Genomic DNA, 20,332 nt, shown 5'->3' on the forward strand with positions numbered 1-20,332 from the left:
GATTCGCTCGACTTGCATGTATTAGGCACGCCGCCAGCGTTCGTCCTGAGCCAGGATCAAACTCTCCGATAGAATTTGACTTGCTCATGTTGCACTTTTTTATAGTGTGTGCTCACTTAAAAATTAACGTTGGCGCTTTGTTTTGTTCAGTTTTCAAAGAGCAATGTTTTAACTTTTTTCATTTTAACATATCTTCGAATAGTTGTCAACTTCTACGAAGTTATGAAGTGTTTTTTAATCGCTGTTTTTTCAGCGACCATTTCATCTTAGCACTTTTAAAATTAAAAGTCAATCTCTTTTTCAAGATTGTTTTTTCGATGTTTTGTTTCCTTGTTGCTCTATCTATATTAAAGCTTAAAAACATATAAGTCAACCTATTTTTTAATTTAATAATATCTACAGCATGCACCTAAAAAGTCCTTCCTCTAACCATCCGACTTCCGATAATCACATTAACTCCTCTTAACATCTAAAACAGCTCCCCCTTTACTCATAATCATCATTCTTTTTCATTTAATTTTTAATCTCCCCTTCAACATCAAAAGCCACTATTAAACGTCCTGGAAAATTAAGTTGACATTCATATATGATTTATGATAACTTTATACCAAGTAAACTAATGAGATTAATTAACTTTGGATTTTCCTAGAAAATATAGACATAATTATTTATAAAAGGAGGCTTTACTAATGACAAAATTACACGTACGTTCAGGAGCAGAGTCATTTTTTCTACCAGGCAACTCAACAGGTATTCTAATATGTCATGGTTTTAATGGAACTCCACAAAGTGTGCGGTATTTGGGTGAGGAGTTTGGTGCTCATGGATATACAGTATATGCCCCAAGATTAACAGGACACGGAACACATGTAAATGAAATGGAGGAAGCTACATACTTAGATTGGATAGACGACTTGCACGAAGCCTATCTTCTATTAAAACAAACTTGTCATTCTATCTTTGTCATTGGCCAATCTATGGGCGGCGCGCTTGCCCTGCATTTAGCTACTAAGGAGACGTTTGATGGGGTGCTCACCATTAATGCTGCTCTTTCTGTTCCTGAATACGAGGTATTAGCTAATCAAGTACAGCCTCGATTTATCACGGAAGGAAAACCAGATATTAAGGACCCAGAAGCAACAGAAATCACTTATGAACAAATCCCATTAAAAGCGGTCTTTCAATTACTTAATATCATGAAAGTAGTCAAACAGGAGCTTCCAAAAGTCAAATGCCCAAGCATGCTCTTTGTATCTCCAGAAGATCACGTTGTACCTGCACAATGTACTGATGATATTTATAACTCTGTATCAGCATCACACAAAGAAAAGGTTATCTTACCGAATTCTTATCATGTTGCTTCATTAGATTATGATAAAGATAAGATTGTCGAACGTGCTGTAAACTTCATTCAAACTCATACAAAGAATGCTATTGTCGCTTCTTAAAATTAAGAAATCAAGAAAAAACCGGGAGCTATTCGCTCTCGGTTTTCTGTATAATCGGTATAGTTGATACTTTCTTGGCTTCCACATATAACACATGATGGCCATCCATTTCTTTAACAATAAACTCATAGCCATCAGCCTCTCGTTTATCCCCGACAGCCACTTCGTATTTTCCTGTTAAGATCCAACCGCCCAGCGTATCAACATCATCTTCTATGAGTTCGATAGCTAACGTATCATTCACATCTTCAATTAGAGTTTTCGCATCAAAGATATAATGATTGTCGTTAATCTTCTGAATAAGTGGGCGTTCGTCTTGGTCAAACTCATCGCGAATATCGCCTACAATTTCTTCTAAAATATCTTCGACGGTTACAAGACCCGCTGTTCCGCCATATTCATCAGATAAAATCGCCATATGAATTCGTTCTTTTTGCATTTTAAGCAATAAATCGTGAATCGGAATGGTTTCGAGTACTCGAATGATTGGCGTAATAAAAGAATCGACTGTTAACTCAGTAACATTCTCCTCTGTAATAGTAGCCGTATACAAGCGTTTAATATTGACCATTCCAATAACGTTATCTTTATCCCCATCAGTTACCGGATAACGAGTAAATTGTTCTTCTTGAATTAACTCAACTACATCCAGTAATCGCATGCCTTTTTCAATTACGACCATCTCCGTACGAGGAACCATAATTTCATTAGCAATTCGTTCATCGAATTCGAAGATTTGATTCACGTACTTATATTCTGATTGATTAATTTCACCGCTTTTATAGCTTTCCGATAAAATAATGCGCAACTCTTCTTCCGAATGGGCCTCTTCCCCTTCTGATACTGGCTTCATTCCAAAAGCACTCGTTAGCAAACGAGCAGAACCATTTAGCACCCAAATAAATGGATACATTATGCGGTAAAACCAGATTAATGGCTTAGAAAACATTAGCGTAATCATTTCTGCCTTTTGAATTGCCACCGTTTTTGGTGCTAATTCCCCAACAACTACGTGTAAAAAAGTAACCGATGCAAACGCAATTACAAAGGAAAGGATATGACTAACAGAAGCATCAATTCCCCATTTATTAAAAACTGGATGAAGCAAAGCTTCTACAGTCGGTTCCCCAAGCCAACCAAGTCCTAACGCTGTAACCGTAATCCCTAACTGACAGGCCGATAAATATTCATCTAAATGTGATGTAACTCTCTTAGCGGCGACAGCATTTTTATGTCCATCTTCTATTAATTGATTAATACGAGAACTTCTCACTTTTACAATGGCAAATTCAGAAGCCACAAAAAAAGCGGTTAAAGCAATTAAAAAGGCTACTGCTAATAATTTTATCGTAATGTCCAATATGTGCGGGGTATATCAAGCGTCTAAAGCCATGACGGTTGACAGGTCCCAAGCACCTCCTATTTTCAACAATTTTTAGTGATTTACAGCTTTTGTTGAAGAAATCGAGGTCAGTTAAATCTAAAACCATTGTTCATAATATGCTCTTTGGATAAAAGAAATATAGGGCATAAATATCCTTAAATGAGTAAAACTAATAAAGATTGAATTAACGTCATGCTTTCATGAGAAAGCTGCTTCTTTAATAGCCGTTCATTTTTCTTATCTTTCTTGATTAAATCCAGTACTTCTTGCAATTCCTCATTTAAGCCATTCAGCTTTTCTTTTAACTGCACCCCTGCTTCTTCTATATCTAGCGTGTTATGCTCTGGTTGTAGTAAGCATTCTCTAATTTCTTCAAGTGAGTAGTGTTTTTCTTTATAGGCAATAATCCGGCGCAACCGTTCTAACTGTTGTTTATGATAGTAACGGTAATTAGAAGGGGAACGTTCCGCTTCTAACAAACCAATATTGGTATAATAATCAACAGTTCGTTTCGTTACATTCGCCAACTGCGCTAACTCTCCAATTTTCAATGTCTCGTTCCCAACGTAATCCCTCCTAAACCGTCACGTGATAGTTTGTTTATCGTAACGTAAATTTCCCTATATATATCATATAATGTTTGGGTTAGATTGAAAAATATTTGTTACTATTTTAAACATCCTCTTAACTTTCCTCATAGTTTTGCTTATCGGCTTTATACGGCTGCTATATCGAAGAGATGGTATGCATTATACAAAAAACCGATTATTTTCTATAATCGGCATAGACAGCTTTATATAAATAATCGTTAATTCTTTGCTTTAACGTACGAACTAGCAACAATTTTTGGACCGCATTGACATAGGATGGAATGTTTTAATTTCTTGATTGGCGCTCCACATGATCCACAGATTTTCACAGTCAACCGAATGTCCCCTTTCAAACATGATATACTATCTATTATACAACACCTTATTCAATAATCAATACTAAATTAAAATTATTATAATTAAGTTAAATTCTTTAATAAAATATGCGTTTTATTATACAATTCAATAAAATGCATATGGAAAGTTGGCTTTACGATGAACAAAGTTCGGTCTATTCCTCGTCCATTAGTAAGAGCAAATCAATGGATGATTTTTGGAAGTGCTATTTTAACACTTATAACGAAACAAGAATGGATTTTAGCCATTCCATTAATTGCCTGCCTGCTTGGTTTATTTTTTGATTTTAATCCTGTTATGCGATTCGCAAAACTGTTCTTACGCAAAAAACCTTCAGAATATATTCCTGAAGATTACGACCAACAAAAATTCAATTCTATGATTGCCATTTCTTGCTTAAGTCTTGGCTTACTTAGTTTTTTATTAGATTGGACACTCAGTGCCTATATCTTTACAATCATGGTCGGCATCGCCTCATTTGTAGCCATTCTTGGATTCTGTGTTGGCTGCTTTATTCACTACCAGTGGAAACAATTCACTTATCGTCGTTCTTTAAAATAAGCTTTATAAAACAAAACGAGTCTGACCAATACGATCAGACTCGTTTTGTTTATACATGCTTCTTTCGAATAACCATCGTTGTTACTAAAATGATTAGAAGCAAACCAATTTGCGGTAGCACTGTTTCCCACGTTGGATATAAACCTGCCCATTCAACAAACGGAAAAGAATGAATCGTATGGGTCGCAACCACTTGTGATACTTGAAGAGAATGAATACTTACGCCAAGAATTTTAAAAGCAATTGCATAAATTAAGATTGTCGTCACTTTTAAAAATGGTGAAATTGGGATTTTCACACTATAACGGAGCATCACAAACCCTACAACCACTAAAATAACAGCCGCAATTCCAATTCCGCTTACTAACTGTGTTAACGTCATATAAGGAGCCATACCAGTATAAAAAATAATGGTTTCAGCCCCTTCACGGAAAATGGATAAAAAGCTGATTAATGCAAAAGAAAAGAGACTTCCAGTTGCAATTGCTTCATTCATCTGTTTCCCGATATACTGATTCCATGAGCGGATATTCGACTTACTATGTAACCATGCCCCAACTGTTAACATCATAAGTACCGCTACAATCCCTGTAATTCCTTCAATGTATTCACGACTTGAAGCAGCTGTTAGTTGTGAAAAGACTACATTAATCACAACAGCTAATGCTGCACTGGAACCAAGCCCTGCGAGAACACCATACCAAATCCATTTTTGCTTCGCCTCATGTCCAACACGTTTTAGAAAAGATAATAAGGTTGCTACGATCAATAAGGCTTCTAAACCTTCTCGTAATAAAACAAGCACAGCATCCCACATAGAATACTTCGTTTCCCCTAATAACGGTTGAAGTCGTGCATTTAAATCGGTAACAATGTCATTCGCCTCATCGACCTTCGCATTCTTTGATTGAAGCAAGCTAATAGCAGTTGGCACTTTCGTTTCCATATCGCTATATAGCTTACTATCCCGCGTAGATACAGCACCTTCAACCATTGGCCAGATGAACAAAATCTTATTCAAATTTTCAACTGCTTGATCTATTTTTTGATTAGATATATTATCGGCACTCTTTTCAAGCAGTTTCGTTACATCGCTTAAAGAATAATCTTCCTTACTATTTTCTGCGACTTTACCGCTTAAAAAATCTTCAATTACCTGTTGTAAACCCTCTAAATTTTCCAAAGCTTTGTCGTAATCAACTGGATCTTGTGTAATAGCAATACGAACGAATGCCATATACGTTTCAATTTGACCGTATGCAGCTGTACTTTCATTACTGACAGCAAGTTCCGCCTCATTCCATTGATTAAAAATACGATTGTATTGAAGCTTTATCTTGGAATCTTCTTTTGCAGCTACACTTTCTTTCATATCTTCAATAAAAGGAACGATTTGCCGCAACTTTTCTTTTTTTGTGCTCATATCAACTGGATTTTGTTCAGTATCATAATTAATAAGAGCTGTTGAAAGTGCTGATAATTGCTCTCGAAGTTCTTCAGGCTTCTCCCCTGTCTCTAACCCCTTCTTCACATCGGCCATACGTTCATCCACGACATCTGCAAGCTTACTATCTACTTTCATTTGTTTCCACTCTTTTTCAAATAAATGAATATTATCGGAAACTGCTGCTGTATCCCCAGTCTTTGCTTTCATCAAACTATCGCCAATATACATAAATAGCTGATCATGATTTTCCCCTGCAAATACTTTCGTTCCGGATAAAATCAAAACAAAGGCGACGAACAAGGCGAGTAATTTACTTCGTTTCATCAGAAACATCTCTCTTTCTTATTAATCAAACAGAGTCTCACCGATATATCCGCCTTTTTGCGTACCAGGTAAGCAAGCAAAAAGAGCGCTGCCTCGATGAATGATATATTCATTGAGTTTATCGTTCTCTGCTAGACGCTGTTGCATCGGGATAAATTGTGTACTCGGGCGACGTTGGAAAGAAATAAACACAAGTCCCGCATCCAAACTGCCTGTCTTTGCATCCATTCCATCTGTATAGGAATACGAGCGTCTTAAAATACTATGCTTCCCATCACCACGTGCAACACGCATATGAGCCGTATCAGGAATGATATGGTTTCCTCTGTCATCAACCGCTTCAAAGTCTGCTTCTTCAAATTCATGTTGTTTTCCAAGAGGAGCCCCGCTATCACGATAGCGCCCAAATGTTGCTTCTTGATCGTTTAATGTCGAGCGGTCCCACACTTCAATGTACATTTGAATTCGACGTACAACCATATAGCTACCGCCTACAAGCCAGTTGGGACCGTCTCCTTTTTGTACCCAAACGGATGTCTGCAGTGCACTCTTGCTCGTAACATCAGGATTCACCGTACCATCTTTGAAACCTAGCAAATTACGCGGAGTTGCTTTCTTAGCATCTGCGTTCTTCGTGCGTTGGAAACCAGTTTGAGCCCAGTGAATGACTGCTTTTCCACGCGCCATTCGAACTAAGTTTCTGACTGCATGAAACGCTACTTGTAAATCATCTGCACAAGCTTGAATACAAAGATCTCCTCCGGTCCATTCCTCTTTTAGAGCCTCCAGCGGAAATTTCGGCAAATCTACTAACTCGGCTGGCTGTTTAGACTGTAGGCCAAACCGATCCTTACCATCCTTCACAAACAGACTCGGGCCAACTCCAAAAGTAATCGTTAAATTAGAAGGAGATAACCCAACAGCCTCTCCCGTATCTTTTGGCGGCAAATTTCCATTAGTTGAAGTATCTCCAACCGTATTACCAGATGTCATTAACGCCGACGCTTCCGTCCAATCTTTAAAAAGCTGAATCAGATCTTGCTTGGAATCCGTCGTTACTTCCAGTGACACAATGTACAAATTATCTTGGGGAGAAGTTGTAATCCCCGCTTGATTGGCACCGTAAAAAGGGACAATATCATTACTTTGTCCCTTTGTTACAGTCGCATCAGATAACGCCAAGACTCCACCTAAGCCTGATGCCCCAAGAACAGCACCAACCCCGCCAATTCCTGCTGCTTTTAATACACCTCGTCGACTTACCTTTTTCTCAAAGATAGAAGTTTCTTTTGATAGATCTGTCAATTAAGACGCCTCCGTTACGATTCCTATTTGTGATAGTGGTTCTGCTAATGCATCAACTGCTTGACTGAATTTCTTCACTTCTGCTTCGGTTAAATCCGTATACAGCTTATAGCCGTCTCCTTCTTTCTGTTCGTCTAAAAGACTATGCACTTGAGCAAATTGCGTTTCAATCGTTGCTGCTAAATCAGCATCCTTCGCTTTTACTTCGTCTTTTAATAGATTAAAAATTTCCTCAGCTCCTTGAACATTCGCTACAAAATCGTATAGGTCCGTATGAGAATAACGATCTTCCTCACCTGTTACTTTAGAAGTCGATACTTCATTCAATAAATCAACTGCTCCTGTAACTAATAAGTCTGGTGTCACCTCTACTGTTTCTACTTTCGCACGAAGTAAATGAACATCTTTCATTAATTGCTTTGCATACTCTTCGTAGCCTTTTGTTGTGTTTTTCTCCCATAATCCATATTCGATACGGTGATAACCTGTCCATTCTTCTTCTGGAACATCTCCTTCACGAGCATCAATCTTTGGATCTAAGTCGCCGAACACTTCCGCAATTGGCTCTGCACGTTCATAATGCATCCGTGCTGGTGCGTACAATTCTTTCGCTTTCTCAATATCTCCTTCAATTACAGCGTTTGTAAACTCTTCCGTCGCTGTAACAAACTCTTCAATTTCATGAATGGCATATTCTCTATATTCAGCTGTTACACTGTCTAACGCATCTTTTGCAACTTCTTTCGTTTCTTCCTTCGTTGTTGTCGCTTCCTCACCCTTTTGCGAGCAACCAAATAATAGACTAGTAGATAAAAGAACGGCTAAGGCTGTTTTTGCTTTATTCATCGATACAATCTCCCTTAAAATGGTTTTAAATCTTTTTTTATAATAGCAATAATGAAATTCATTATCAATGTATTTTTTGGGAGTTACGGTTCCTATCTATCACTGATGCTCCAAGTTTTTCATTTTGGCTCATGAACATGTATGATGGAAGAAAAGGGGGACAAAACATGGATTCAACAAAAAATCAAAAGTTCATTGTCGCTGGCCTATTACTTGCCATTTTAATGGCCTCAATGGACAACACGATTGTTGCTACAGCTATGGGAACCATTGTTTCAGACTTAGGTGGATTCGATAAATTTGTATGGGTCACATCGGCTTATATGGTAGCAACGATGGCTAGTATGCCGATTTTCGGCAAACTATCCGACATGTATGGAAGAAAACGTTTCTTCCTATTCGGACTTGTCTTGTTCTTACTGGGTTCCGCCCTATGCGGGATGGCAAATAGCATTGTTCAATTAAGCATCTTTCGTGCTATTCAAGGGATTGGCGGGGGAGCATTAATGCCGATTGCTTTTACCATTGTATTTGACATCTTCCCTCCTGACAAACGTGGAAAAATGACGGGGCTATTAGGAGCGGTTTTTGGGTTATCGAGCGTACTCGGCCCATTGTTAGGAGCGTATATTACCGAATACGCTAGCTGGCACTGGATTTTTTATGTCAATATTCCAATTGGGATTGTGTCTTTATTTCTTGTTTTACGTTTCTATCAAGAATCACCCAATCACATGGAACAAAAAATCGACTGGGGCGGTGCTGCAACGCTTGTTATCGCGGTCGTAAGTTTAATGTTTGCGCTCGAACTTGGCGGCGGAGAATATGCTTGGGATTCTGTCCAAATTATCGGATTGTTAGCTAGTGCAGTTATTTTCTTAGCTCTTTTCTTCTTCTTTGAAAAGCATGCGAAAGATCCAATCATTTCATTTTGGATGTTTAAAAAACGAATATTTGCTACAGCTCAAATTTTAAGTATTCTTTACGGCGGAACGTTTATTATTTTAACCGTTTACACTCCTATTTTTGTGCAAGCCGTTTATGGAGGAACCGCTACAAACGCGGGTCTAATCTTAACACCAATGATGCTTGGTTCCGTCGTCGGCAGTGCCATCGGAGGGATTTTCCAAACAAAAGTGGGTTTTCGCAAGCTAATGATTATTTCGGTCGTTACCTTCTTTACAGGCATGCTGCTTCTTGGAACATTGACGCCCGATACAAGTCGCGCATTATTGACGATGTACTTAATTCTAACAGGACTAGGAGTTGGGTTTTCCTTTTCATTATTACCGATTGCTTCGATTGATGAATTGGATGCACGACACCGTGGTATGGCGACATCAACGAACTCCTTCCTTCGTTCTTTTGGCATGACACTCGGCATCACGATTTTTGGAGCGATTCAAAACAATGCATTTACAAATAAAATCACCGAAGCCTTTAAAGATGGCAGTCAAGGTTTTAATCCTTCGCTTATCAACATGGATGACCCAAAACAATTATTCCAATCTGATACACGCGCACAAATTCCTGACTTTGTACTTGAAAAAATTGTGCAGGCCATGTCTGATTCGATTACGTTTACGTTTACGTTGGCCCTTATTCCAATTGCCATTGCAGCCGGGGTTATTCTATTCATCAAAAAATCGCAGACTGAAGTCTCACAGGATACTGTGACTACAAAATAAGAGATATAGCCCTTTCTTCCAAAGGTTTTGTTAATGAATATTGTTGATTTAACGTTATGTAACAAGGGCTATAAAAAACATTACCCCCACTTAGCACAGCTTAAAGTGGGGGCTTAACTTACCTTTAATCTGCGATAAAAGTCTTCACACCTAGCGTTTCTTTTTTTAATGATTTATCTAAGTGCTTCTCCCCTGCTCTCTCTCGTATGATGAATAGCTATACAAAAAGGGGGAAGTGTTACTAATCCGAAAGCAGTGAAATGATATCTCTTAACTTAACAATCTAGCGGACTTTCCCCATAAGCAGCCCATAACGCTGGAAACTTGTTACGCAACCCTTCTTCATCATCCTCATCCCAGTCAAATTCAATTTCTGGTTGGATAAAATCAGCATTTGTTAGTTGCTCGTATAGCTTATAATACTCCTCATCATCCAAGCCCGTCTTCTCTTCATAGGCTGAACTTGCAACAAACAACAGTTCTTCTAGCTGAGGTATTTCTTCTTGCTCTTCTAACAACTTAAAATAAGGCAGCAGGGTTTCAGGATTTTCTATCGCCGCCTCATACTCATCCTTTCCTAAATACAGCAACCATGCTCTGAAATAATCAAAGCAATCATCTGAACAGCCTCCCATCACAATATAAGCAGCTGCCCATAAATGAGATGTATATGACCTGGCGTAATATCTATTAAAGATAAAATCAAACTTGATGATATCTTTAACGGATTTCCTCGACAAATGAGTAATTAACCACTCCATTTGTTCCTCTACATCTTCTCCTTTTTCTTTGCACTTCTCCAACAGCTCCCAAAAATATTCATCTGTCATTGAGCTTTCTTTTACAATCTGATGTGATGACTGTGCAAATACATACCCTTTTTTTAATTTAGATTGAATCAGTTTCTCTCCTTCTCGTCGACAGACCTCTTCCGATTCAAATTCTTTTGTTTTCACCGATCCAACCGTACCAACTTTTCCATATGCCACAGCAAATGAATTTCCTACTATTCGAATTTTCCAAAACTTATTAGACGAACCTTCATTATAAATAAGCAGGGTTTCCAAATACTATACAACTCCTTTACATTATTTCTAGATGAAACGTATAAGAGAAAGGCAAAGCCATTCCTGACTTTGCCTTTTTCTTATATCAAACTTTTAATATCTATATTTTCCGGAAGCTTAAACGGATTGTCTTTATTGATATGATCATAAAACATCACACCATTTAAGTGGTCAAATTCATGTTGAAAAACAATCGCAGCAAATCCTTTTAAGCGAAGTTCGATTTCTTGGCCATCTAGATTAATCGCCTTTACCTTTACTCGCTCATAACGCGGCACATAGCCTGTAACTTCACGCTCAACAGATAAACAGCCCTCACCTTGTGGCAAATATGTCATTGCAGCAGAGTGACTAACGATTTTCGGATTAATTATCGCTTCTTCATATAATTTACCTTTTTCATCTTCAAAGTACATCACAAACATCCGTTTATTTAACCCAATTTGATTAGCCGACAAACCTACACCTTCACGCAGCTTATATTTCTTCGCTAGTTTAGGGTCCTGACTATTCTTTATAAATTGCATCATGCACAGCAATATTTCTCGATCTTCTTCCGAAAGCGGTACATTCACTTCTTCTGTCACCGTTCGTAAAAGTGGATGGCCTTCTTGGACAATATCCTTCATTGTCAATATATAATCTTTTGTAAATTTACTCATCATTCATCTACCTTTTCAAAATTTCCTTATCTTCACTTTAGCATGTGTTTTTATATGCGTGCAAATGATTCTCCAATCAAATATTAAACTGGCTATCGTACAATTCATAATAAAATCCTCGCTGCCCCATTAACTCCATATGAGACCCTGCTTCAATAATCGTTCCATCCTTAATTACTAAGATTCGATCTGCATTTTCAATTGTTTTTAAACGATGAGCAATCACAAAACTTGTTCGCCCTTTTGTTAAATGATGAATACCTTTTTGAATTTCAATTTCCGTACGCGTATCAATGCTCGATGTTGCTTCATCGAGTATTAAAATATCCGAATCTGCTAAAATCGCACGGGCAATGGCTAATAATTGCTTTTGTCCCTGACTTAAGTTCGACCCGCCTGATGTGATAGGTGTGTCATATTGCTGTGGCAAATGTTTAATAAAGGAATGTGCCGAAGCCATTTTTGCTGCTTCTATTACTTCTTGATCGGTTGCTTGCAGGCGTCCGTAGCGAATATTCTCCATAATAGTTCCCGAAAATAAAAATGTATCTTGAAGTACGATACCAATCTTCTTCCGCAATGCACTCATTTGATAATCTTTAATATTCCGGCCATCAATCGTAATTTCACCCGCATTAATATCATAGAAACGAGATAACAAATTAATAATAGTTGTTTTCCCAGACCCCGTTGGACCAACAAGAGCAATCGTCTCTCCCGCTTTTGCTGAAAACGTAATATCTTTTAATATTTGTTTATCTTCACTATAACGAAAATCCACCTGTTTAAATTCCACGTCGCCTTTAAATGAAGTAACCGTAAGCGCATTTGGTTTATCTTGTAAATCTGGTGTTTCATCCATAATTTCGAATACTCGCTCTGCCCCAGCAATAGCCGATTGAAACATATTTAATACATTCGACAGCTGATTAATCGGGCGGAAAAATTGCCGCGAATAAGTCACAAAAGCAGCAATGATACCGACTGTTGCTAAACCGTTAAGTGTCATCAAAGCGCCTATTCCAATGACTAAAGCAAGTCCTAACGTGTTAATAAAATTATTAATTGGCCCAAGAAATCCTGACACCGTATCCGCCGCTCTTGCCGAATGCCGTAATCTATCATTAATGTTCGAGAATTTAGTAAAAACCTGCTCCTCCTTCCCAAACAGTGTAATCACTTCCATCCCAGAAATAGATTCTTCAATAAAGCCGTTTAACTCTCCTAAGTCGCGCTGCCTTTTAATGAAATTACTGCTGCTATACGTAATCACTTTTTTCGTTGTATAAATCATCAACGGAATAACAAGCAATGTTACGACAGCCAGCACCCAATTTAATGAAAACATCGCAATGATTACACCTGATGCCATCAAAATGGTAGAAACAATTTGACTCACACTTTGACTTAATGCCTGATTCAAATTATCGATATCATTCGTTACCCGGCTCATTAGCTCACCGTCTGTTCTTTTATCAAAAAAACGAAGTGACAGCGTTTGAAATTTATTAAATAAATCTTGTCGCATGACTTGAATCGTTCTCAATGACACATTCACCATTAAAAATGTTTGCAGCCATGTAAATACCGCTGCTGCTGTATAAATACCAACAAGCAGAAGCAACATTCGCAATGTCCCGTTCATATCTTTTGGCATAATGTATTCATCAATAATGATGCCAATTAAATAAGGAGCACATAAGCTTAATAAAGTCGAAAGAATAACAAATACAATAGAAGCTATTAAACTCCATTTCTCCTTTTTCATGTAGCGCCAAATGCGCAGCAAAGTCCCTTTTTTATCTTTTGCTTTTACGACTGGGCCGCCAAATCCACGTGGACCGCGTGCTCGTGCTACCGCATTTTCTGCGCCAGCTGATGAGGTCTTACTCATAATTGAGGACCTCCTTCCCACTTTGAGTACGATAGATTTCACGATAAACCAAACTCTTCATAAGCAATTCATCATGTGTTCCACTCGCTTCAATCATCCCATCTTCCAGCACCAATATTTGATCACAATCGATAATAGAAGAAATTTTAGAAGCAATCAAAAATACCGTTGTATCTGGAAATTCTTTCTTTAACGCTTGCTGCACCGCTGCTTCAGACTTTGCATCGAGCGCTGATGTCGAATCATCTAATAATAAAATATTCGGTTTCCGAATTAACGCACGGGCAATTGATAAGCGCTGCTTTTGCCCACCTGATAAATTGGTCGCCCCTTGCATTAATGTGTAGGCATAAGCACCGTCTAATTTATGAATAAATTCACTCGCAACTGCTAATTCAGCTGCTTCTTCCATTTCTGAAGCTATTACATGTTCTTTTCCGTAGCGCATGTTTTCTTCAATGGTTCCAGAAAACAAGGTCGCCTTTTGAGGTACAAACCCAATTGCTGAACGAAGCGTTTCAAGGGAATGATTCCTCAAATCAATTCCATCAATAAGAATCGTACCTGAATCTGGGTCATATAACCGTGGAAGTAACTTAAGAAGCGTTGTTTTCCCACTACCTGTTGATCCAATAATCCCTATTTTTTGACCTGGTTTCGCATGGAAAGAAATATTCTTTAATACATATTCTCCATTTTTACTATAACTGTAGTGAACATTACAGAACTCTACCTCTCCTCGAATCTCCGAAACAGGAGCTGGTTCTTCTGGATTTTGAATATCAATAGGTGTTTCAAGCACTTGTGTAATCCGGTCAGCTGATGGAAAAGAACGCGTAATTTGCATTAACACATGTGTCATACTCATTAAACCGTTCATAATAATGTGAAGATAATTAATAAAAGCAAGAATCATCCCGACTTGAATAACACCTTGATTCACTTGAATCGCACCTAACCACATTCCTGCAACAATGGCCAAATTAACAACAAACATCGTAATTGGCATAAGTGACACAATCATTTGCTCGGCAAAGAAATTTCGTTTTGTAAGTGTGTCATTGACCGTTTTAAAATTACTTTTTTCAAATTCCTCACGATTAAATGCCTTTACAACACGAATGCCTGCCAATGTTTCTTGAAGTTTCGTATTGACCTTATCCATCGCTTCTTGCACTTTTTGGAACAACTGACCAGACTTTGCTGAAAACCAAACGATACAAATTGTTAAAATAGGAATCGCTATTAATAAAACAGGGAACAGCTCACGTGCTGTTATCCAAACAATGACGATACTTCCAACAAATAAAAAAGGACCTCGAACAAGAATAAATAGTGTCATCCTAATCGCATTTTGAACGGTTGTAATATCGTTCGTTACAATCGTAATTAATTTTCCCGTTCCAAATGTATCATGATTCCGACTAGAAAATTGCTCCGTCTTGCGAAACACATCCCGGCGAATATCGGCCCCGAAATAGACCGCTGCCTTTGTGCTATATATTGCACTCCCCATTCCCCCAATTAGGCCAAATACAGCGGAAATGAGCATAAAAATTCCGAGTTTAATTATATAAGCATGGTCGCTATTGGCAATCCCCGTATCAATCATATGCTGCATCATCGTCGGCTGGAGTAGATCCATCGCTACCTCTAAGCACATAAATAACGGACCTAATATCGCAAACCATTTATAAGGCTTTATGTATACGAGTAATTTTTGGAGAGACGTCATCTCAACTCCCCCCTTCCTAAAAGTTTTGTAGACGCTTCGTTGCTTCTTGTAAAAAATCGATCAATTCCGGCGCTCGTTTTGGCTGCTGACGAACTGCTTTCATCGCTTTTCGCAGCTGATGTTCAAACTGATTCATCTCACTTTTTAACAGTTTCGCTTCATCAGATTGTCGCCACTCGACATGTTCCCGCCAGTGCTCCCAAAAATCGTCTGTCTCCGCCTCACGCCAATCGCGCACTTTCATTTCTCCTGCTTCATTTAAGGTGTACACTTTTTTATCTTTTTTAACTGTACTATCGATGAAACCTTTATCCATTAATTCCTGTAAAGCTGGATAAATGGTACCAGCGCTTGCTGAATACAACCCATTTGAGCGCTCCTCTAATTCTTTCATAATTTGATAACCATGCATCTTTCGTATGTTAAGTAACTGCAAAATCGCCATTTGCACAAACCCTCTACGTTTTCCCACTTATTCGCCCCCTATATCGATAATATTTTAAACGATATATCGATAATATTCAATCGATATAATTGTATGATCGTTCCTTCCTTCGGACAAAAAAAATCCTCGCCGTAACAGCGAGGATTCTTCTCTATCTTACTTCTCTTCTTCAAGCTTATTTGTAATTTTATACTCTTCTTCTTTCTTTTGTAGCCATGTAGCGTATTCTGTTTGTAACTTTTCTGTTAATAACGTCTCTTTAATTTGTTCTTTGCTATCTTTTAATGTTGCTTCTTTTGCTTCTTTTTTGTCAGTTACTTTAATGATATGGTAACCGTGTTCCGTTTTAACAGGTTCACTAATTTTACCAACTTCTAGTTTAAAGGCTGCATCTTCGAACTCTGCAACCATTTGCCCTTTGCCAAAGTAACCAAGTGATCCGCCGTTTGCAGCACTGCCTTCATCTGTAGAATATTCTTTAGCAAGCTCCGCAAAATCGCCGCCATTTTTCAGTTTCTTCAACACTTCTTCTGCAGTTGCTTTATCTTCTACTAAAATGTGGCTCGCTTCTACTTGTTCAGCTTGTCCAAGTGAATCTTTATTTTCTTCAAAATACGTCTTAATCTCTTCATCTGTAATCTTAATGCTTGGTTCAATTAATTTTCTTGTTTGTAAGTATTGAACGATATCGTCTTTTAAGTCATCCATAGATGAACCACTAGCTTCTAATTGACCTTTTAATGTTTCTTCATCACCATATTGTTCAATGAGAACATCCAATTCTTTTTGAATATCTTCATCTGATACAGTAACATTTTGTTTCTTTACTTCTAATTCAATCATTTTATTTGTGATTAATGTATTTAATGTATCTGTTCCGTAGCTTGCCACAAGCTCATCATATAACTCATCTTTTGTAATTTTACTTCCGTCTACAGTAGCTACTGTTTCATTTTTTGCAGTAGATGTAATCATCGCCACTACGATAAGAGCAGCAATTACAACTGCACCGACTAGCCAAACTGCTAGCTTTGTATTCTTTTTCATTTAGACTCTCCCTTACTTTCTCTTTTTTCTTATCATACCCTTAAATTATTAAAAAATCCTTAATTTAGTCCTAAAAAAAACACCGTTTCACCTTCGAAACCGTGTTTCATATGTTTATACGGGCTAATTGGGCTTACCAGGATGTGTGATATACTTTCCAATGAGCCTTCGAATTGGCTTTAGAAAGATAGATTTTTTGTTCAACATTCTCGTATAATTCATCAGCCGGATATTTTTGTGAAACAACTAAATATTCTTTACCATTCTTCTTATAGTAGGTAATTTTAGGGGCTGGTATGTTGTGTTTGATTCTTTCATTTTTATCCCATGTAATCCCATACATAATTACATACGCAGGAAAATCTGTCGCTCTCCAACCATATAACCGCTTCCCATTTTTAATTTCCAAAAACATTAAATCATACTTATATAATTTCTCAATAAAAGCATCTGTAAATCCAGGTGATAAAATAGAATAAATTTGTTGCTTTGTATAGGAACCCTTCAGACTATTTTGGATTTTAATCACTCGATCCGTAATTTTCTTAGCCTCTGTTTCTGACATCCTCTGATAATATCGTAAGTACTGATTGGATACATATCGTTTTTTACTCTTATAATTAATCTCTGCCCATCCGCTTTTTGTAACAGAATACACTGTTACTTTGGCGTTATCTTTTAAAGAACCAACAATTGTATGAGTTGTACTTGCCCCACTCCTAACATTTAAAACACCTGAAGTAATATCTACATAAGCGACTTTGGTGCTTGCTGCTTGTACATGTGAAGTAGATGCATATGAAAAAACAAGCGGTAGAACTAGTAGGATAACTGCTAAACTCTTTAAGACTTTATCCATTGAAATATAAGTCCCTCCTCTCTAGAGTTATCTTCATATTACCATAAATAACCATATTTATAGTTCTGAACACCTTAACAAACAAAAAATCCCTAAATTAATCAATTAAAAAAACAGAGAGTGCCCTATTTCACTCCAATAGTACACTCTCTGTTTTTATTTCCTATGCAATTTAAATTCTAAGAAAAGCTCATTACCGAATCAACAATCTCTAAGATTGCTAATGAAACTTTTTCTTATTTACACTTCCTTCCTTTTCCGCTAGTCTTATAACATCAACTAGATATTCCCTTTGGAAGGAAGCGCAAAAAAAGTTATGGAAGACATCAATCTCTACACCTTGCTATTTTTAATAATAGCTGGCTTTATCGCTGCATTCATTGACTCAGTTGTAGGAGGCGGCGGGCTCATTTCTATACCCGCTCTACTATTTACAGGACTTCCCCCTTCAACAGCTCTTGCTACAAATAAGCTGGCCAGCTCAATGGGATCCTTAACAAGTACCCTCGCCTTTATTAAGGCTGGGAAAATCAATTTCAAACTGGTCATAAAACTATTTCCACTTACCATTATAGGAGCCATTTTAGGTGCATATGTTGTTCACTTTGTATCTTCTGAAATACTAAAGCCGCTCATACTCGTATTATTAATTATTGTGGCTATTTATACGATTGTAAAAAAAGATTGGGGAAAAGAGGCCGTTTACAAAGGACTAAATTGGAAGAAAGCGACGATTTTTATATTCGCTATATTCGCTATTGGATTTTACGATGGTTTTCTCGGACCTGGCACAGGATCTTTCTTATTATTTGCATTTTTGATGATTGGTTTTGATTTTGTACAGGCAGCCGGGAATGCTAAAATATTAAATTTTGGTAGTAATATCGCTGCACTTATTATTTTTTTAGCTATGGGTTCTGTTAATTTTTCTTATGGAATCCCGATGGGCCTAGCCATGATTGCGGGTGCATTAATTGGTACCAAATTTGCTATTAAAAAAGGCGCTTCATATGTACGCCTCTTATTTATTTTTGTTACCATTTTGTTGATTAGTAAAAATGTTTTGACCTATTTCCATATCATTTAAGCGATTACTATCTAGTGAAAAGGCGTGCGAAACTACGATTTCGTACGCCTTTTCACTAGGCAGCTTTAAGTAAATGTTAGATTGCCATGAAATTGTCGATATACAAAAAAACCTATCCAAAATGGATAGGTCTATCATGACTTCATCTGTAAAAGCTCGGTTAATCTTACTGCTGTTTTCTCCCCATTCGCAATACAATCAGGAATTCCCACTCCGAAGTATGAACACCCTGCTAAAAGAATATTCGGATAGCGTGACTTCATTTTTTCTTGGAGTGACTCTACAATTTGATGGTGCGTAATATGATAATTGGGCATATTATTATGCCACTTCGTGATTTCACTTGCCACAGGCTGTCCCGTAATCCCTAGACTATTTCGAATATCAGCTAATGCAACCTCTTCTAATTCAGCTTCGTTCATCTTTCGTAATCGTTCATAATGCGGACTGGAACTTTTATAAAAAAGACGGACTAGCAAATGATGATTCTTTGACGTATGCGACCATTTTCGACTTGTCCACGTACAAGCATTGCATATTAAATCACTGCCTTCTGTCGTAATAAAGCCCGTTCCATCTTGTGGTAACTCACTATCTGGCAAATCAAAACCAAGATAAATACTAATCATCGAACTATTTTTGAACTGATTAAACTCTTCGTTCAATTCCTCATTTTGCAGTAACTGTTTCGCTACGGAATCCGGTGTACTTAATACGACATAATCTGCTTCTACTTCTTTATAGTTTGTAAATGTAAGAAGATAACGATCAGATGTTTTTTCAACTTTCTTTGCTTGTACACCTTTAATGATTTCAACTGAGTCCATCAACTCTTCTTCTAGTCGATTAATAATGGTCGATAAACCGTTTTTAAACGATAAAAATTTACGATTGGCTGTTCCTTTAAACTTTTCCTTATTCGCTTCTAGGCCGCGAATGATGCTGCCATATTCATTTTTATAATCAATTAAATAAGGAAGAGTAGAAGCAATCGTTAAATCGTTGAGCTTACCTGAATAAACGCCCGATAATACGGGAGAAATTTGTTTCTCCACCAGCTCTTTGCCAAGAAAATGTTCAAGAAAGGCTCCCACTGAATCATTTTTTGTAAACGTGTCATTCAATGTATAAAAATCCTTTAACGCTTCGACTTTTCCTTCCGCCGAGATTAAAGTCGTTGTCGCTAACGATTCTAAGCTCATTGGAATACCGAACATCGCATCTTCCGGAATCATTTTTAACTCGCTGTCACTATATAAGAAAGATCTTCCCGTCGCATTATAAACGACTTCTTCCTCTAATCCTAACTCTTTAATAAACGGGATAACATTTTCTTTGCGCGTGACAATCGAATCTGCACCCGTTTCGATAATAAACTCTCCATTATGAACAGAACAAATTTTACCGCCTAACTGTTCCTGTGCTTCTATAAGAATCAAACGTACATCTAAATCATTTGCCTTTACCGCTTTTTGCAAATAATACATCGTAGATAATCCAGTAATTCCGCCACCAATTACAACTACTGTTTTCACTTTTTGACACCTCAATTATGATTAACTTCCTTCATTAAAGTGTACCATAAG

Annotated in this window: 17 protein-coding genes and 1 rRNA gene; 4 read left to right on the top strand and 14 right to left on the bottom strand. The window is 37.5% G+C overall.

Annotated elements, in window-relative coordinates:
* Positions 1–72: ribosomal RNA gene (locus ACE199_RS20685) — 16S ribosomal RNA — on the bottom strand; the annotation flags it as partial.
* 617 nt (positions 73–689) lie between these two features.
* Here ACE199_RS20685 and ACE199_RS20690 point away from each other — a divergent pair.
* On the top strand, positions 690–1,448 hold the full coding sequence (locus ACE199_RS20690; RefSeq protein ID WP_375351420.1) for an alpha/beta hydrolase: 759 nt from the start codon (positions 690–692) through the stop codon (positions 1,446–1,448).
* Between the two features lie 28 nt (positions 1,449–1,476).
* Here ACE199_RS20690 and ACE199_RS20695 read toward each other — a convergent pair whose 3' ends face one another.
* Together ACE199_RS20695 and ACE199_RS20700 are read right to left on the bottom strand one after the other, a co-directional pair.
* Positions 1,477–2,808 (bottom strand): hemolysin family protein, encoded by a 1,332-nt coding sequence (locus ACE199_RS20695; RefSeq protein WP_375351421.1) that lies wholly within the window; start codon positions 2,806–2,808, stop codon positions 1,477–1,479.
* 179 nt (positions 2,809–2,987) lie between these two features.
* Positions 2,988–3,383: a MerR family transcriptional regulator gene (locus ACE199_RS20700; RefSeq protein WP_375351422.1), complete on the bottom strand. Its 396-nt coding sequence runs from the start codon at positions 3,381–3,383 to the stop codon at positions 2,988–2,990.
* A gap of 534 nt (positions 3,384–3,917) precedes the next feature.
* Here ACE199_RS20700 and ACE199_RS20705 point away from each other — a divergent pair.
* A complete protein-coding gene (locus ACE199_RS20705) occupies positions 3,918–4,340 on the top strand; it encodes a DUF4395 domain-containing protein (RefSeq protein WP_375351423.1) in 423 nt (140 codons plus the stop codon).
* Between the two features lie 49 nt (positions 4,341–4,389).
* Here ACE199_RS20705 and ACE199_RS20710 read toward each other — a convergent pair whose 3' ends face one another.
* The 3 genes from ACE199_RS20710 to efeO are packed head-to-tail and all read right to left on the bottom strand — an operon-like array spanning position 4,390 to position 8,262.
* A complete protein-coding gene (locus ACE199_RS20710) occupies positions 4,390–6,111 on the bottom strand; it encodes an FTR1 family iron permease (RefSeq protein ID WP_375351424.1) in 1,722 nt (573 codons plus the stop codon).
* A 21-nt stretch (positions 6,112–6,132) separates the two neighbouring features.
* Positions 6,133–7,416, bottom strand: a complete 1,284-nt coding sequence (efeB, locus tag ACE199_RS20715) for an iron uptake transporter deferrochelatase/peroxidase subunit (protein WP_375351425.1) — start codon at positions 7,414–7,416, stop codon at positions 6,133–6,135.
* Entirely contained in the window at positions 7,417–8,262 is an 846-nt protein-coding gene (gene efeO / locus ACE199_RS20720) for an iron uptake system protein EfeO (protein ID WP_375351426.1), read from the bottom strand.
* A gap of 167 nt (positions 8,263–8,429) precedes the next feature.
* On the opposite strand from efeO, the gene ACE199_RS20725 reads away from it, so the two are divergent.
* Complete coding sequence (locus tag ACE199_RS20725; RefSeq protein WP_375351428.1) at positions 8,430–9,950, top strand: MDR family MFS transporter; 1,521 nt, start codon at positions 8,430–8,432, stop codon at positions 9,948–9,950.
* Positions 9,951–10,225: 275 nt separating this feature from the next.
* On the opposite strand, the gene ACE199_RS20730 is transcribed toward ACE199_RS20725, so the two are convergent.
* From ACE199_RS20730 to ACE199_RS20760, 7 genes are all read right to left on the bottom strand, one after another.
* Complete coding sequence (locus ACE199_RS20730) at positions 10,226–11,017, bottom strand: DUF4240 domain-containing protein (RefSeq protein WP_375351429.1); 792 nt, start codon at positions 11,015–11,017, stop codon at positions 10,226–10,228.
* Positions 11,018–11,097: 80 nt separating this feature from the next.
* Positions 11,098–11,679 (bottom strand): peptide deformylase, encoded by a 582-nt coding sequence (def, locus tag ACE199_RS20735; RefSeq protein ID WP_375351430.1) that lies wholly within the window; start codon positions 11,677–11,679, stop codon positions 11,098–11,100.
* A 76-nt stretch (positions 11,680–11,755) separates the two neighbouring features.
* Complete coding sequence (locus ACE199_RS20740; RefSeq protein WP_375351431.1) at positions 11,756–13,573, bottom strand: ABC transporter ATP-binding protein; 1,818 nt, start codon at positions 13,571–13,573, stop codon at positions 11,756–11,758.
* On the bottom strand, positions 13,566–15,308 hold the full coding sequence (locus ACE199_RS20745) for an ABC transporter ATP-binding protein (RefSeq protein ID WP_375351432.1): 1,743 nt from the start codon (positions 15,306–15,308) through the stop codon (positions 13,566–13,568). The genes ACE199_RS20740 and ACE199_RS20745 overlap by 8 nt, the downstream gene beginning before the upstream one ends.
* 16 nt (positions 15,309–15,324) lie before the next feature.
* Positions 15,325–15,780 carry a PadR family transcriptional regulator gene (locus ACE199_RS20750; RefSeq protein ID WP_375351433.1) on the bottom strand — a complete coding sequence of 152 codons (456 nt, stop codon included), beginning with the start codon at positions 15,778–15,780 and terminating at the stop codon, positions 15,325–15,327.
* Between the two features lie 129 nt (positions 15,781–15,909).
* On the bottom strand, positions 15,910–16,800 hold the full coding sequence (locus ACE199_RS20755) for a peptidylprolyl isomerase (protein WP_375351434.1): 891 nt from the start codon (positions 16,798–16,800) through the stop codon (positions 15,910–15,912).
* Positions 16,801–16,933: 133 nt separating this feature from the next.
* A complete protein-coding gene (locus tag ACE199_RS20760) occupies positions 16,934–17,659 on the bottom strand; it encodes an SH3 domain-containing protein (protein ID WP_375351435.1) in 726 nt (241 codons plus the stop codon).
* Between the two features lie 316 nt (positions 17,660–17,975).
* Here ACE199_RS20760 and ACE199_RS20765 point away from each other — a divergent pair, with 316 nt between their 5' ends.
* Positions 17,976–18,746 (top strand): TSUP family transporter, encoded by a 771-nt coding sequence (locus ACE199_RS20765; RefSeq protein WP_375351436.1) that lies wholly within the window; start codon positions 17,976–17,978, stop codon positions 18,744–18,746.
* A gap of 134 nt (positions 18,747–18,880) precedes the next feature.
* Here the strand turns inward: ACE199_RS20765 and ACE199_RS20770 are convergent, their stop codons facing one another.
* Positions 18,881–20,281 carry a protoporphyrinogen oxidase gene (locus ACE199_RS20770; RefSeq protein WP_375351437.1) on the bottom strand — a complete coding sequence of 467 codons (1,401 nt, stop codon included), beginning with the start codon at positions 20,279–20,281 and terminating at the stop codon, positions 18,881–18,883.
* Between the last annotated feature and the right edge of the window lie 51 nt (positions 20,282–20,332).

Source organism: Peribacillus sp. Hz7, assembly GCF_042136355.1.
In the GTDB taxonomy this organism is placed as follows: Bacteria; Bacillota; Bacilli; order Bacillales; family DSM-1321; genus Peribacillus; species Peribacillus asahii_A.